The following is a 15,061-nucleotide window of genomic DNA, read 5'->3' on the forward strand; positions in this document are numbered from 1 at the left end:
ATTCCCGGCATCTCCACAAAATTAGCCCGGATTCCTCGTGAATCCGGGCTTTTTTCGTTAAGGCTTCATGGTATCAAGTAGTGATCCTTATGTTATAAGCCAAAGCGACATGACGACCCCGAATAAGCACGCCGCGATGGATAAACCCACCTGCAATATCCATAGTTTCCACGCACCGCCGGCACCCTGCATATGCTGTTGAGCAGCGGAGACAGCGACAGTCGAAAAGGTCGTCAGAGAACCGGCAAAGCCCCCGCTAATAGCTTGTACCACGGCGTCATTGAGTTGAAATACGATCGTCAAGCTCAGCAAGCAGCCCGCTATGAACGATCCCAGTATATTGACGAGTAAAATACCGTGCCGTGGGAGGTAGAAATCTATGAGGTACCGTGACACTGAGCCGAGCATGGCGGCCAGGACGAAAACGATCATGCTCGTTCACCGGCCAGATGCACGCCAAGTTTGAGCGTCCAAAGAGTGACGACGGTAGTGACAAATAGAAACGTCAGCAATATAGCCACGATGCCTGCACCAATGGCAACACCCTGGAACATCGTCGAGGCTGGGTAGACCGTCTGCCCAAATGTTAGGCCGGTGTAGGCGAGCGCCAGCGCGGACATCGTAGTGAACGCGCCGAAGACCCCGATGGTCACGCCTTTAATTACCGGTTCGGGCCATCGACGCTGTGAGCTGTAGCCGGTCACCAGACCCAAAAGGGCGGCCCCGAGAAGGTTGATTATTGCAAGGGGGAGCGGGTCGAAGCCGGTCAGAGAATCATCGAGCATGGTCGGCCAGGGGAGAAATACCCGGGCCGTCGCCCCTACCGCACCCCCGATTGCTACGGCAATGATGGTGGCCGGACGGGGGCTAGGCGCGCGATTGCCCACGAAGCTCCGGGTTGAGACGCTCCAACACGTCGTCGTGCAGATGAGTGTTGGTTGCTAGGCCGTGTCCACCCCAAGGCCCGGGTTCACCATCCAGGGAGGTAAAAGTCCCCCCGGCCTCGGTGACGATCGGTACTAGGGCTGCCATATCGTAGAGCTCAAGCTCGGGTTCGCAAGCAATATCGACGGAGCCTTCGGCCACCAGCATGTATGACCAGAAATCACCGAATGCACGCACCCGCCAAATATCAGAAGTAAGTTGGAGGAACTCGCTGATATTGCCGCGGTCTCGCCAACCTTCCAGCGAGGAGAACGACATCGAAGCGTCTTCGAGTTCTGTTACGTCTGAGGTGTGAATGCGTTTGGCATTCGACAGAGACTTACCTGTATAAGCACCGCCATCCTCATACGCCCACCACCTGCGGGATAGGGCAGGTGCAGAAACAACACCGACGACTGGGCGATCGTCCTCAACCAGCGCGATCAGGGTGGCCCACACGGGCACACCACGTACAAAGTTCTTTGTGCCGTCGATGGGATCGATGATCCAGCGTCGTTTGGACGCGCCTACGGTACCAAATTCTTCACCGGTGACTGCATCGCGGGGTCGAGCGCGCTTGAGTTGCTGACGAATGAGTTCTTCGGCGGCACGATCAGCATCTGAGACAGGGGTGAGATCCGGTTTGGTGGTGACCTCCAAATCCACGGCTTGGAAACGGTCCATGGTGAGACCATCGACGGCGTCGGCGATCACCAATGCGAGGTTGAGGTCTTCACGGTATCCCTGACGGGGTGGGGAGAGCTGCATGATGGCGGCCTTTCCTTCTAGTGGTTTAGTCAAAGTCGTCGGTTTCTAACCGGTTTTCCAACAGTCTGCGTAACGATGCGAGCCGTTGGGGGCCGGCATCACCGGCGTGGCCGGCGGCAACCCAAGCGTCCAGAGCACAACCGGAGGCCTGCTGGGTGTGGTCACATCCGCGTGGACAATCCACGATTGCCTGTGCGAGATCTTCAAATGCTGTTACTACGGTATCTGGGTCGACCAGGCCCATCCCAAAGGAGCGGATGCCAGGTGTGTCGATTAGCCACGAGGTACCAGATTGGTTCAGCGGAATAGCCAGTGTCGACGATGACGTGTGTCTGCCCCGTCCGGTGACTACATTCACGTGCCCCACAGCGCGGTCAGTCCCGGTTAACGCATTTAACAGCGTGGATTTTCCTACGCCAGACGGACCGATCAGCGCGGTGATGTGGCCCGCAAGTCGGTCTTGGAGACTATCGAGGTCGGCAGGATGCAAAATGGGGGAGTCGCTGGTGTGTTCATGTTTGGGGTTAAACGGGCCCACGGTGAAGATTTCCAAATCAAGGTGCGCATAGTGTTCGACTAAGCTGATGGGATCGGCGAGGTCTGTCTTGGTAATACACAGTACCGGCGTGATACCAGCGTCGAATGCAGCCACCATGGCACGGTCAATGAATCCGGTGCGTGGCTCGGGATTGGCAGCAGCTACGACGATCACGAGGGTATCGGCATTGGCCACCACTACACGTTCGTAGGCATCGGTGTCGTCGGCCGAACGGCGCAATACAGTATCACGGTCCACCAGTCTCACAATGCGGGCTAACGATCCCTCTTCACCTGAGGTATCACCAACGACATCGACGAGGTCTCCGCTGACAATGGCTGTGTTGCGCATTTCTCGGGCGCGCATCGCAGTAATATAGCGGGCCTTGTCGCCCCTGGCGCGTTTCGTCCTACGTACGGGGGAAAGATAGAGCGTATACCGGCCACGATCTACCGTTGAGACGCGGCCGGTGATGGCATCTTCGTGGGCCGGACGTTCTTTGGTCCGCGGGCGTGTCCCGTGTTTCGAGGGCCGTTTTGGCGCCGAATTTTCGTCATAACGCCGGTAATCGATGCGGTATCGGCTCATGCGCGAATCTGACGTTCTGCCGAGGCAAGCTCGGTCCACGCGGTCGGAAAGTTCGGCATAGTTTTTGCGGTGGTGGCGATGTCGGTGACCACAGTTCCCTCCACCACCAGGCCGATAATTGCGCCGTAGGTGGCCATTCGGTGGTCCGCATAAGACTCCAGGATTGCCGGCTGCAGGGCGTATCCGCCGGCGAAGCTCAAGAAGTCTTCGCCTTCTTCGATGGTCGCACCGAGTTTTGTGGCTTCGGCGTTGAGTGCGATGAGGCGATCTGTTTCATGACCACGCAGGTGTCCAATATTGGTGAGGTGTGTTGGACCGTCGGCCAACATCGCAATAGCTGCGGTGGTGGGCGTTAGCTCAGCGAGGTCGGAGAGCTCGCCGGCTCCGGTAATCACTGGTTTGCCCTGTGCATCGAGCGAACCGCTCACCGTGAGGTCACCGTAATTCGTCCCCTCTACCGGAGTGAACGTGACCCGGGCGCCGAATTGTGGCAGCACTGTCCGCCAGCGATCGCCGATCTGGGTAGTCTCTACAGGCCAATAGGGGACTGTGACACTGCCACCGGTCACTACGGCCGCGGCCAGGTAGGGGCCGGCATTCGACAAATCTGGTTCAACCGCGGTGTCCACGGCGTGGACATCACCGGCTGTGACGACCCATCGATGAGGTTCCGGTGTTTCCACGGCGACGCCGGCTTCTGTCAGCACCTTGATGGTCATGGCAATGTGTTCGGGGCTGGGAGTCTGGTCGCCGGTATGGACGATATCTAAGCCGTTGCGAAAGGTTGCCCCAACGAGCAACAGTGCAGAAATAAATTGTGAGGATCCACCCGAGTCGATCGTGACCCTGCCACCGGGTGCTGCGCCGCTGCCGTGCACGGTCAGCGGTAAGTGAGTCACCGGGTCCTGACCTTCGGCGGTGATGCGTGCTCCGGCCTGTACCAGGCCATCAATGACCGGCCCCATCGGGCGGGCATAGGACTGTGCATCACCGTCAACGACTACGGTGGCGTTGGTTCCGGCAGCTACACCGGGGATGAAGCGCATGACGGTGCCGGCAAGTCCAGAATCCACGGTGATGTTCCCGGTGCAGTCAGCCAGGTTTATCGGAGTGACATCCAAGACCGTGGGATCATCCTTGACGCGCTTAAATGTTGCCCCCAGTGCGCTCAGAGCCTCAATCATGAGATCGGTATCGCGAGACACGAGCACCCCGGTCAATCGTGACGGGGAAGTCGACAGGGCGGCGAGGATGAGATGTCGGTTAGTTAATGACTTCGAACCGGGCAACGCTACGGTGGCAGCTACCGGTGTGGTGGTGAATGGCGCAGACCAAGCTTCACCAGGGGCAGGAGTCATTGTGGCCAACAGAACCTCTTTCATTAGCTGTTCAACACTGTAGATGCACCTTCCAAGATACCTTGTTATCGCTGCCAGCGTTGTCGATGGACCGGTGTTGAGGGGAATAATTTCGACAAATAACTGGCTGTATAAACTGACGAACGTGTTGAGTTGTTAGAGCAAGGGAAGGTGATTGGCACCGTGCTGACCATGAGTGCGCCGACAGAAACCTCTCATGTGAGTAAATTGAGATTAGACTGGGCAGGGATGACTCATTTGCCTTCTGACATTCCCGCTGCCGACGACGGTTCTCGAATCGATCCGAAAGCTGAGACCGAGTTCCAGCGTCGCGCTCGTTTTGAACGAGACGCGATGCAGTACATCGATCAGCTGTATTCGGGTGCGCTACGTATGACACGTAATCCCGAGGACGCCGAGGACTTAGTACAGGAAGCGTATGCCCGAGCATATTCTTCATTCCACCAGTACAAGCCCGGTACGAACCTACGCGCATGGCTATTTAGGATTCTCACCAATACCTATATCAATATCTATCGCAAGCGCCAGCGTCGCCCGCTTGAGGCTGATGGGGACGGTGTGGAAGATTGGCAGATGGCCCGCGCCGCTGAACACTCGTCAACTGGGTTGCAGTCAGCTGAGACTGAAGCGCTAGATTACCTGGCAGATAGTGATGTGAAGGACGCATTGGCAGAGATTTCTGAAGATTTTCGGATCCCGGTGTATCTTGCTGATGTCGAGGGTTTTGCCTATAAAGAGATCGCCGACATCTTAGACGTCCCCATTGGTACGGTGATGTCGCGGCTACACCGTGGTCGTCGTAGCTTGCGAGAATTACTGACTGATTATGCTGCCGACCGCGGTATTAAAGGCGCAATCGAGCTGCAGAAGAAACAACAGGCCAATGCATCGGAGGAGGGCCAAAAATGACAAATGAATCACCAAGCATTCGGACCGATTCCGAGGATTGCGCTGAAAACGGCGGTTGTACAGAAACCAGAATGGACAGCATCTATAAGTACCTTGATGGTGCGCTTGATGCTCAGGACTTTGATGAGGTTCGTGGCCATATTGAAGACTGCACTGAGTGCCAGTCAGAACATGATCTTGAGGTCATTATTCGGGACGTCGTTCGCCGCTCCTGCGATGAGAAGGCCCCTGAAACACTCAAAAATAAAATTATGGATCGTATTGAAGAGCTGAAAACCAGCTAGCTCTCTCACCACCTTAAATGTGCAAAAGGTCTGAACCAAAGAAATGGTTCAGACCTTTTGTATTGTTCAAATCATGGCGCCGTTAGCCTGCGTTTGGACGCTTGCCAGAGTTGGCGCTGGACTTACGACGATCCTTGCGTTTGCGACCACGTTTACTCATCGTGATGCTCCTTTCGGTGAATGGGTTCTACAAAATATTACCATCACCGTTCGTTGCGCAGTTCAACCTCTCAACGATGCAGCATTCAGCTGCGATAGAGACTGCCCTAGCCGTTTTCGACTCCTAGGTGCGTTCAAGTGCACCGAAGATCGCTTCCGGGACCATGGGTGTGCCCGGGCAATGGTCTTGTCAGCAGCTTAGGATCCCAGACTGGGATCCCCGATTCCGAGCCATTCGAACCATCCGCGGTTTAACACCAACCAAGCAATGAGACCGTAAGCGGCTTGGCCTGGTAGTCCTTCGTTGACCATGACATCTTGGTTGAAGTTCTGGTGGTTGACCAGATCGGTGAACGCATCGACGTATAGGACGTCTCGGCGTACTGCCACACCTTGGTACGCTTCGTTGAGCTGGGCAAGATGCTGATTCGTTTCGTGATCCTGTGCGGCTGTAGGCCCGACAACGAATGTGGTGATGCTGTGTTGTTTCGCCCGATCGAGAATATTCGCTAGGTGTAGACGCGCTCGGGCTGAGGATCCTGCCATGCTAATGGGGTCCTGTGGTACGGCGATCACCAATCGGTTTTCAACTGATTCATCGCGGGAGAGCCGCGGAATGACTTCACGTTCCCAGCGCTCTGACATCTCTTCGGTGGTTTCGTTGGGGAACACTAACGGATAGGACTCGATTTGTAAGTCTGGGACGTGAGTCTTTGCGAGAACCCGTCCCAACCAACCTAAGCCGCGCGCGTCGCCAACTCCGGTCAGTGTTTGGGCTCCGATGGAGAACAACCGGATGTTTCGAGTGTGCACGAATTTTGCCTCTTTCAACTAGTGTTCTTTTGTTCCACTGTAGCCTTATTGCACCAAAATGGCTGTTTAAATGCCTGTTGCGGCCCAAAAATTTGGACCGCAACAGGCGACGCGTACGAATTTTCCGGTTAGGCGCCGAAAATATCCTGGAGCAACGCTTCGTGCTCGTCATCGTGGCGTGGTTTGTTTCCAACTGACGGTGAGGCTGCTTCCGGGCGGCTCACCAATGCTACTTCGCGGTCAAGCTCGGGGAGCAAGTGCTGGAGCATGAACGGCCAGGGCCCTTGGTTTGCAGGTTCGTCCTGGACCCAGCTGACCTTAGCGTTGGTGTACTTGGACAGCTCGGTCTGGATCTCTTCGGCAGGCAATGGATAGAGCTGCTCGACGCGAACGATAGCAACATCTGACTCCATTCCCAACTTCTGACGACGATCGACAAGGTCGTAGTACAAGCGGCCCGAAACCAGCAGCACCTGTTTTGCTGAGTTGGTAGCGGTGTCGTCTGGGACGACCGGCATGAAGCGACCTTGGGTGAAGTCTTCGACCCTGGACGCAGCGGCACGCAGACGCAGCAGCTGCTTGGGGCTGAACACGATCAGTGGTTGACGCGGTGTCGAGTAGGCGTGTTCCCGCAGCAGGTGGAAGTGGTTTGCGCCGTAGGACGGTTGCACAACGCGCATGTTATCTTCTGCTGACATCTGCAGGAATCGTTCGATGCGCGCCGAGGAGTGGTCTGGTCCCTGGCCTTCGTAACCATGTGGCAGCAGCAGCACGATGGAGGAGTGCTGGCTCCACTTCTGTGCCGAAGAGGAGATGAACTCATCGATGACGATCTGAGCGCCGTTGACGAAGTCACCGAATTGAGCTTCCCACAGCACCAGTGCTTCTGGACGCTCTACCGAGTAGCCGTACTCGAAGCCGACTGCGGCGTATTCGCTGAGCAGTGAGTTGTAGATCCAGAACTTCGCCTGATCATGTGACAGCGAAGAGAGCGGGGTCCATTCGTCGTTGTTTTCACGGTCATAGAAGACGGCGTGACGCTGTACGAAGGTTCCACGGCGCGAGTCCTGGCCTGCCAGACGAACGGGGACGCCTTCCATCATCAGCGAACCGAAGGCTGCAAGTTCTGCAAAGCCCCAGTCGATGTTGCCGTCGATGGCCATCTTGTTGCGGCGTTCTAACAGGGCGAGCAGTTTCGGGTGGACGTTGAAGTTTTCCGGAATCTCAGCGTGGACCTCACCGATACGGCGGAGCATCTCATCGGAAATTGCCGTTGATTCTGGCTTGTAGGTTTGCGTTGGATCCTCAATACCGTGAGCTGAACCAAGAATTGGAATCGGCGAGGTTTCGGCCTCACCGATCTCAGCGAATGCCGCCTCAAGATGATTCTTGTAGTCGGCTGCGGCCTGATCCGCTTCTTCCCGTGTGATGTCGCCACGTCCGACCAGCGAGTCGACATAGAGCCGACGCGTTGACGTCTTATTGGAGATCAGGTTGTACATGCCCGGCTGGGTCATCGAAGGATCGTCACCTTCGTTGTGACCACGGCGGCGATACGTGATCAAATCAATGACGACGTCGCGGTGGAAGCGCTGACGGTATTCGTACGCCAGCTGGGCTGCCTGGACTACGGCTTCTGGGTCATCACCGTTGACATGGAAGACCGGAGCCTGGATGGAGCGGGCCACATCCGTGGCATATGTCGATGAACGTGACTGTGATGGTGTGGTAGTGAAACCAACCTGGTTGTTGATGACGACGTGGACGGTACCACCGGTGCGGTAGCCGCGCAGCTGTGACATCTGCATGGTTTCAAAGACAACGCCTTGGCCTGCAAACGATGCGTCCCCGTGAACCTGAATTGGCAATACCGAGTAGGACTTCGGTGAATCTGGTCCGTGGTCGAGTCGGTCCTGTTTGGCACGAACGATCCCTTCGAGTACCGGGTTGACGGCTTCGAGGTGAGATGGGTTCGCGGCAACGGAGACTTTAGTGGTGTTCTTGTTGTAGGAGGTGAAGGTACCTGCAGTTCCGAGGTGGTACTTCACGTCACCGGATCCCTGGGCAACGCTGGAGTCTGCATCGCCAACGAATTCCCGGAAGACCTGTGTGAAGGTCTTGCCGGCAATGTTGGTCAAGACGTTGAGACGACCGCGGTGAGCCATGCCAATTGCTACCTCATCGAGGCCCTCATCGGCGGCTCCTGACAGGACCGCGTCCAACAGCGCAATGAGGGATTCAGAACCCTCTAACGAGAAGCGCTTTTGTCCAACGAACTTCGTCTGGAGGAAGGTTTCGAATGCTTCAGCAGCGTTAAGACGGCCGAGGATGCGGAGCTGTTCTTCGCGGGTGGGCTTGACGAAGGGGTGTTCCAATTTGTCCTGGAACCAAGCACGCTGCTCTGGTTCGTCAATGTGCATGTACTCGTAACCAGAATTGCGAGTGTAGGCATCACGCAGAACGCCCATCAGGTCGCGCAGCAGCATATGCGATTTGCCGCCAATGCCACCGGTAGGCCAGACGCGGTCCAGGTCCCAGAGGGTCAGACCGTGTGAGTCGAGATCCAGATCGGGATGGGTACGCATCCGGTATTCCAACGGGTCGGTATCAGCGATCAGGTGACCGCGGACGCGGTAGGAATGGATGAGCTGCTGAATACGAGCGGCCTTGCCTACCTCGTCATCCGGGTTGACTTGCACATCTGGTGCCCACCGGATTGGCGTGGTTGGAATACGCAGGTTGACGTAAATTTCGTCGTAGAAGTTTTCTTCACCTAGCAGCAGGTTGTGCACGGTGCGGAGGAACTCACCGGAACCGGCACCTTGGATGACACGGTGGTCATAGGTAGAGGTTACCGTCATGGTTTTCGACACGGCCAGATCGGCAAGTACCTTTTTCGATGTACCTTCAAACTCTGCCGGATAAGTTAGTGCGCCGACACCGATGATAGCGGCCTGGCCTTCGGACAGACGCGGCACTGAGTGCACGGTTCCGATACCGCCGGGGTTGGTGAGCGAAACCGTGGTGCCCGAGTGGTCATCCATGGTCAATTTGTTGTTGAGTGCCCGCTGGACAAGATCATCGTAAGCTTCCCAGAACTCACGGAAGTTCATGGTCTCAACAGCCTTGATGGATGGCTGCACGAGCGCGCGCTCACCCTTGGAACCGGGGATATCGATGGCCAGACCGAAGTTAATGTGGGCTGGGTTGATTTTGAACTTCTTACCGTCTTCTTCGCGGTAAATGGCGTTCATCTCAGGGTGCTTCACCAGTGCGCGGATGACTGCATAGCCGATGAGGTGGGTAAAGGAAACACGGCCACCACGGGTACGCTCCAGGTGGTTGTTGATAACCGTGCGGTTATCAACCAATGCCTTAACCGGCATGTCGCGAACGGTGGTCGCTGTCGGCATGGAGAGCGATGCGTCCATGTTGGCCGCAATGGCGCCCGGCATGCCACGTAGGCGTATCCATTCATCTTCTTTGTCTTCGTCTGCATCCTCAAACGCGGCCACGCGTTCTTCGTGAGCAGCTTTCGACGGTTCAGAAGTGATGGCATCTAAGGAAGTTTCAGCACGACGAACTTTTGGTTTCGGCGGCGCTGCCGTATCCTTATCCGCGCTAGCTTTCTGCTCAGACTTCGCTGGCTTTTGCGCCGCAGGAGCTGCGGACTGGCCAGTTTTTTGCGGAGCTGGTTTAGCTGGTGCAGCGGTCTGGGGTGGAGCTTGCTTCTGCGGTGTTTCAGCAGTGTTAGCAGCTTCTAAACGGGCAAAGATTTCAGCCCATTTCTCATCCACAGAAGACTTATCCGCCTTGTACTTTTCGTAGATATCCGCAACAAGCCATTCATTGCCGGGGAATTCCTCGGAGAGCTGGGCGGACGTAAGTTCTGGCACGGTGAAGGCCTCTTCCGTAAGTTCTTTGTTGTTGTGCGTACACGTGGCGAGGCTCGATGCGCCGGGCACGACGATTCTCGCCGTTGGGGCCATGACGGTGTCCCGGTACTGGCCTTGAGCGAGTCTGGGTTCACTCAAGGTGCCCGTCATAGGCAACTGGCTCCATCATAGTGATATTGCCGCTGGAATAGCTACAAAATACATTTGATTGCGCCTAGATTGGCTCCGCGCAAAAAACAGCCCGCTTAAAGTGAGCTACATCTCACGCGCCTAGGGTGAAAGGTCTATGAACAGCTGTCAGACGAAGGAAAAGCTGGCATGATGGAATTATGCGTTTTCTCAACCCCGTCACGACCGACCTGACATATTCAGATGTTTTTCTCGTTCCATCCTTTTCGCAGATCAGTTCGCGTATGGATGTTGATATTTCCTCGACAGATGGCACAGGAACTTCGATTCCGATTGTCTCGTCGAACATGAATGGCGTTACCGGGCGCCGCATGGTTGAAACGATGGCCCGCCGCGGTGGTTTGGGTATCTTCCCACAGGACACGCCGCTCCACCTGATCCAAGAGTCCATCGATTGGGTGAAGTCGCGCGACACCTTGTTTGAGACGCCACTGTATGTGGGCTTAGACGACCGTGTGTTGGACGTCCGCCACCTGGCGGAGAAGCGTAATCATCCGGCGGTATGCGTCGTGGATAATGATCGGGCGCTCCTGGGGATCGTGCACGTGGCTGACACCGAAGGCATCGATCAGTTCGCGTCTGTACAGTCCTTACTGCGTGAGCCATTGCTGACGGTGGCCGCATCAGAGTTGAAGAACCTGCCGGTGGAAGCACGGGATAAAGCTCTGCGCGATCTCTATATGAAAATGCATGATGCCCAGGTGAAATTCGTCCCTGTCGTCGATGGGACCCAACTCGTTGGGGCGCTGACGCAAAACGGAGTGCTGCGCTCAACGATCTTCAGCCCGGCCACTGATGAGCGGGATCAATTGCGGGTGGGTGCCGCAGTTGGTGTCAATGCTGATGTGGCTCAGCATGCCGAAGCGTTGGTAGAACGCGGTGTTGACGTGATCGTGGTTGACACGGCCCACGGTCACCAAGAAAAAATGCTTTCAGCCCTCCGCAGTCTGGCCGACTTGCCGGTTCCGATTGTGGCCGGAAACATCGTCTCGGCCGATGGCGCGCATGATCTGCTTGAAGCAGGGGCCGACATCTTAAAAGTCGGTGTCGGTCCGGGCGCGATGTGTACCACTCGTATGATGACCGCCGTCGGTCGTCCGCAATTTTCTGCCGTTCACGAGTGTGCTCAAGCTGCGGCAAGCCACGGCAAACATGTCTGGGCAGATGGCGGTATAAAATACCCTCGTGACGTCGCATTGGCGCTTGCTGCTGGCGCATCCCAGGTGATGATCGGTTCCTGGTTCGCTGGTGTCATGGAATCACCGGGGGACATGTTCATTGATCTCGACGGTCGTAAGTACAAGGAAAACTTCGGGATGGCTTCAGCGCGTGCAGTTTCTGCTCGCACCCGACAGGACGATGCCTATGCTCGGGCACGCAAAGCCTTCTTTGAAGAAGGCGTTTCTGGCTCCAAAATGTACGTCGATCCCGCAAATCCTTCCGTTGAAGACCTACTTGATGACATCACTGCCGGTGTGCGTTCATCAATGACGTATGCGGGCGCGCACAATCTTCGGGAATTTCACGAACGCGCAGTCGTTGGAATCCAGTCTGCAGCGGGGTATGACGAGGGACGACCGGTTGCCACTTCTTGGTAAAGAAAGGCCCTATAATAAGTTGCATCATGGACGCTGAAAGATGTGCTCAACGCACGAACCTGAGAACAAATCGCCGTGCTCCGGCGAATGAAATGGAGCCTCCGAGTTGCGCGGAACGTTATGACGTTGCCTGGCCTGGCATGCACCTAATGAGTGATGCGGCGTGACGTTGGAATGGATCCTACTTGGCGTAAGTTTTCTGTTAATTCTCGGGAACGGATTTTTCGTTGCTGTTGAATTCTCTTTGATTTCCCTTGATGTGCCCACCGTGCAACGGATGGTTGATAACGGAGATAAGGGCGCAGAGCCGGTGTTGAAAGCACTAAAGTCGCTGTCTACCCAGTTGTCGTCGTGCCAGCTTGGGATCACGTTGACGGCGTTGCTCACCGGGTTTTTCCTCGAGCCATCACTTGGCCGTCTGCTGGTGACGCCGCTGGAACCGCTGTTGGGTGACAATGAGGCACTGGTCTATTCGGTCTCACTGACCATTGCGATGATTATCGGCACGGCACTGTCCATGCTGATCGGGGAGCTCATTCCGAAGAACCTGTCCTTGGCTCGTGCCTTGCCTGTGGCTCGTGTCCTTGCTCGTCCGCAACTGATCTTTACGATGATGTTTCGCCCAATCGTTGTTGGGTTGAACAGCTTTTCGAACTGGATTTTGAGCCTCTTCGGCATGGCTACCCAAGAAGAGCTTTCAGGTGCCCGCACTCCGGAGGAATTGTCTTCGCTGGTCCGCCGATCCGCCGAAATGGGTACTTTGGATGTCAGGACGGCAGCATTTGTGGATCGGACACTGAATTTTTCAGCTCGTACTGCCGCAGACGTGATGACCCCGCGCATGGATATGGAATCCGTTGAAGCAGATCAGAACCTTAACGCGGTCCTCGCCTATGCGCGCTCGACCGGGTTTTCGCGCTTTCCAGTAACGGAAGGCCATGCCGATGAGATTCGCGGCGTTTTGCATATCAAGAAGGCTATCGCAGTACCAAAAACAAAACGCAGCCACCTCACCGCAGCAACTATTGCTAGTGACATGGTGCGCGTACCAGAATCTGTGAATCTCGATACGCTCATTGCCGATCTTCGTGAAGCTCCATTTCAGATGGCCCTGGTGGTCGATGAATATGGCGGTACAGCGGGTGTCGTCACGCTCGAAGACCTGGTTGAAGAAATTGTCGGCGAAGTCGCAGATGAGCACGATCGCATCAGCCCAGGAGTATTGCAGAGTGCTGAAGGGGCCTGGTTCTTTCCTGCAATGCTTCGCCCCGATGAAGCCATGACGCACATGCCGGGTCTGACTATTGAAGAAGATGAAGCGTATGAAACCGTCGGCGGATTTATCATGGCCGAACTTGGTCGAGTAGCCAAAGTTGGCGACGTCGTGGAAGTCGAGCACGGCACGCTCGAGGTCCGACGCATCGATGGACACCGTGTGGAACGGGTCAAGTACACGCCCGATAGCTTACGGTCTGAACAGTCGCAGGCAGCCAATAAGGAGGATGCATGAGTGAGCATATTCCCGGCCTGCTGTGGCTGATCGTACTTTTAGTAGGGAACGCGTTTTTCGTCGCCGGAGAATTCGCTGTCATGGGGGCGCGACGTTCCCAAATTGAACCTCGTGTTGAAGACGGCTCCAAGCTAGCCAAATACGCGTTGTTTGCGATGGAGCATGTCGCAGATATCCTGGCGATCTGCCAGCTCGGTATTACTGCCTGTTCGCTGTTGATTCTGAACGTATCCGAGCCAGCGATCGCTTACATTCTGGGTGTTCCCCTTAAGGCATTAGGCATTGATCCAGAATTTTCCTCGACCGTTGCTTTCGTCATCGCCGTGATTGTTGTGACCTTCCTCCACGTGACCTTCGGAGAAATGGTACCCAAAAATGCTGCGGTATCTGTGGCGGATCGTGCGGTCATGCTCTTAGCGCCACCGCTGGTATTTCTCGATAAAATTCTGCGCCCGATCATCGTCGTCTTGAACTGGTGTGCCAACGTTGTGTTGCGGCTCTTCCGGGTTGAACCCCAGCAAGAAGTGACCTCGACGTACACTCTTGAAGAAGTTCAATCTATTGTGCAGGAATCCCAGCGAACCGGGCTGGTCGATGATCAATCCGGTATCCTCTCGGGAGCTTTGAGTTTCTCAGATGTTCCCGCAGATCAGGTGATGGTGCCGATCGGTCAGATTGTGTCCATACCATCTACTGGTACACCCGAACAATTTGATCAGGCGGTTCGTAAAACTGGACTCTCGCGCCTAGTCGTCGATGATGCGTCTGACGGCACCGTCATTGGGTATCTGCACATCAAGGATCTGATGTCCATTCCTGATGATCGCTATACCGCGCCGATTCCAGTGAATCGGGTGCGCTCCATGGTCAACATCACCGTGGATAAACCGATTGAAGATGCCCTCGCAGTGATGCAGCGCATCGGCGTCCACATGGCACGGGTTCAAGACAGTGCAGGGGATACCGTCGGCGTCTTGTTCTTAGAAGACGTCATCGAAGTGCTGGTCGGTGAGATTCGCGATGTGACCCAGTCGCAGAAGGTGACGGTTCGCCAGCGCATGGGCGGTGCAGGGGGCACAGCCTCGGCCTGACGTACCAGTGTGTCAGAAACCACCGTTATTGCTAATGCGAACTGTTTGCATTAAAGTAATGTGGTGACTTGTGGACGCAGCCCGTCCGCTTATGACAATTTTCCTGAAGGACCATGATGCCGATCTCACGTAAGCGCGCCCTGACTATCGCCGGAACTGTTTCCTTCTTTGGTCTTTTGTTGGCCTCTTGTACAGCGGAAACGGATGCCGTGGGGGAACCAGCTGATGGCGTAACCGTGGTTGCAACCACCACGCAGATGGGCTCGCTTGCCACGGAGATCACTGATTGCGCCGGGGGCGCCACACAGGTTCTTATGAGTCCCAGTGATGACCCACATCAGTTTGAGGCGTCAAGCGCTCAAATGGTCGACATGATTGAAGCTGACCTCGTGGTCGCCAACGGTCTGGGTCTCGA

At 55.7% G+C, this 15,061-nt stretch carries 13 protein-coding genes; 6 read left to right on the top strand and 7 right to left on the bottom strand.

The genetic code is table 11. The annotated features are described in order from the left end of the window. Positions 1–87: 87 nt before the first annotated feature. From L0H14_RS09220 to aroA, 5 genes are read right to left on the bottom strand one after another with little or no spacing between them, the layout of a single operon-like run. On the bottom strand, positions 88–432 hold the full coding sequence (locus L0H14_RS09220; protein WP_301419747.1) for a CrcB family protein: 345 nt from the start codon (positions 430–432) through the stop codon (positions 88–90). After that, on the bottom strand, positions 429–887 hold the full coding sequence (locus L0H14_RS09225; RefSeq protein WP_301419745.1) for a CrcB family protein: 459 nt from the start codon (positions 885–887) through the stop codon (positions 429–431). Before L0H14_RS09225 ends, L0H14_RS09220 begins: the two co-directional genes overlap by 4 nt. Beyond that, the gene (gene hisN, locus L0H14_RS09230) at positions 868–1,692 is read right to left on the bottom strand and encodes a histidinol-phosphatase (protein ID WP_301421706.1); all 825 of its coding nucleotides are present in this window, start codon (positions 1,690–1,692) and stop codon (positions 868–870) included. The genes L0H14_RS09225 and hisN overlap by 20 nt, the downstream gene beginning before the upstream one ends. A 25-nt stretch (positions 1,693–1,717) precedes the next feature. Next, positions 1,718–2,818, bottom strand: a complete 1,101-nt coding sequence (rsgA, locus tag L0H14_RS09235; RefSeq protein ID WP_301421707.1) for a ribosome small subunit-dependent GTPase A — start codon at positions 2,816–2,818, stop codon at positions 1,718–1,720. Then, positions 2,815–4,176 carry a 3-phosphoshikimate 1-carboxyvinyltransferase gene (aroA, locus tag L0H14_RS09240; RefSeq protein WP_301421708.1) on the bottom strand — a complete coding sequence of 454 codons (1,362 nt, stop codon included), beginning with the start codon at positions 4,174–4,176 and terminating at the stop codon, positions 2,815–2,817. Before aroA ends, rsgA begins: the two co-directional genes overlap by 4 nt. A 249-nt stretch (positions 4,177–4,425) precedes the next feature. Between aroA and L0H14_RS09245 the strand changes: the two genes are divergently transcribed. Together L0H14_RS09245 and rsrA are read left to right on the top strand one after the other, a co-directional pair. Continuing rightward, positions 4,426–5,106 carry a sigma-70 family RNA polymerase sigma factor gene (locus L0H14_RS09245; RefSeq protein ID WP_301419742.1) on the top strand — a complete coding sequence of 227 codons (681 nt, stop codon included), beginning with the start codon at positions 4,426–4,428 and terminating at the stop codon, positions 5,104–5,106. Further along, complete coding sequence (gene rsrA, locus L0H14_RS09250; protein WP_301421709.1) at positions 5,103–5,390, top strand: mycothiol system anti-sigma-R factor; 288 nt, start codon at positions 5,103–5,105, stop codon at positions 5,388–5,390. The genes L0H14_RS09245 and rsrA overlap by 4 nt, the downstream gene beginning before the upstream one ends. A gap of 357 nt (positions 5,391–5,747) precedes the next feature. Here the strand turns inward: rsrA and L0H14_RS09255 are convergent, their stop codons facing one another. After that, positions 5,748–6,362, bottom strand: coding sequence for a GDSL-type esterase/lipase family protein (locus L0H14_RS09255; protein WP_301421710.1), 615 nt, complete (start codon positions 6,360–6,362; stop codon positions 5,748–5,750). A gap of 128 nt (positions 6,363–6,490) precedes the next feature. Next, on the bottom strand, positions 6,491–10,258 hold the full coding sequence (locus L0H14_RS09260; protein ID WP_301421713.1) for a multifunctional oxoglutarate decarboxylase/oxoglutarate dehydrogenase thiamine pyrophosphate-binding subunit/dihydrolipoyllysine-residue succinyltransferase subunit: 3,768 nt from the start codon (positions 10,256–10,258) through the stop codon (positions 6,491–6,493). Positions 10,259–10,587: 329 nt separating this feature from the next. Between L0H14_RS09260 and L0H14_RS09265 the strand changes: the two genes are divergently transcribed. The 4 genes from L0H14_RS09265 to L0H14_RS09280 all read left to right on the top strand — a co-directional run. Further along, positions 10,588–12,045: a GuaB1 family IMP dehydrogenase-related protein gene (locus tag L0H14_RS09265; RefSeq protein WP_301421711.1), complete on the top strand. Its 1,458-nt coding sequence runs from the start codon at positions 10,588–10,590 to the stop codon at positions 12,043–12,045. A gap of 169 nt (positions 12,046–12,214) precedes the next feature. Next, positions 12,215–13,555 (top strand): hemolysin family protein, encoded by a 1,341-nt coding sequence (locus tag L0H14_RS09270; protein WP_301419516.1) that lies wholly within the window; start codon positions 12,215–12,217, stop codon positions 13,553–13,555. Then, entirely contained in the window at positions 13,552–14,646 is a 1,095-nt protein-coding gene (locus L0H14_RS09275; protein WP_301419513.1) for a hemolysin family protein, read from the top strand. The genes L0H14_RS09270 and L0H14_RS09275 overlap by 4 nt, the downstream gene beginning before the upstream one ends. A 113-nt stretch (positions 14,647–14,759) precedes the next feature. Then, positions 14,760–15,061 (top strand): zinc ABC transporter substrate-binding protein (locus L0H14_RS09280; RefSeq protein WP_301421712.1); only part of this gene is annotated, 302 nt, incomplete at its 3' end.

Source organism: Yaniella sp. (assembly GCF_030453185.1).
GTDB lineage: Bacteria > Actinomycetota > Actinomycetes > Actinomycetales > Micrococcaceae > Yaniella.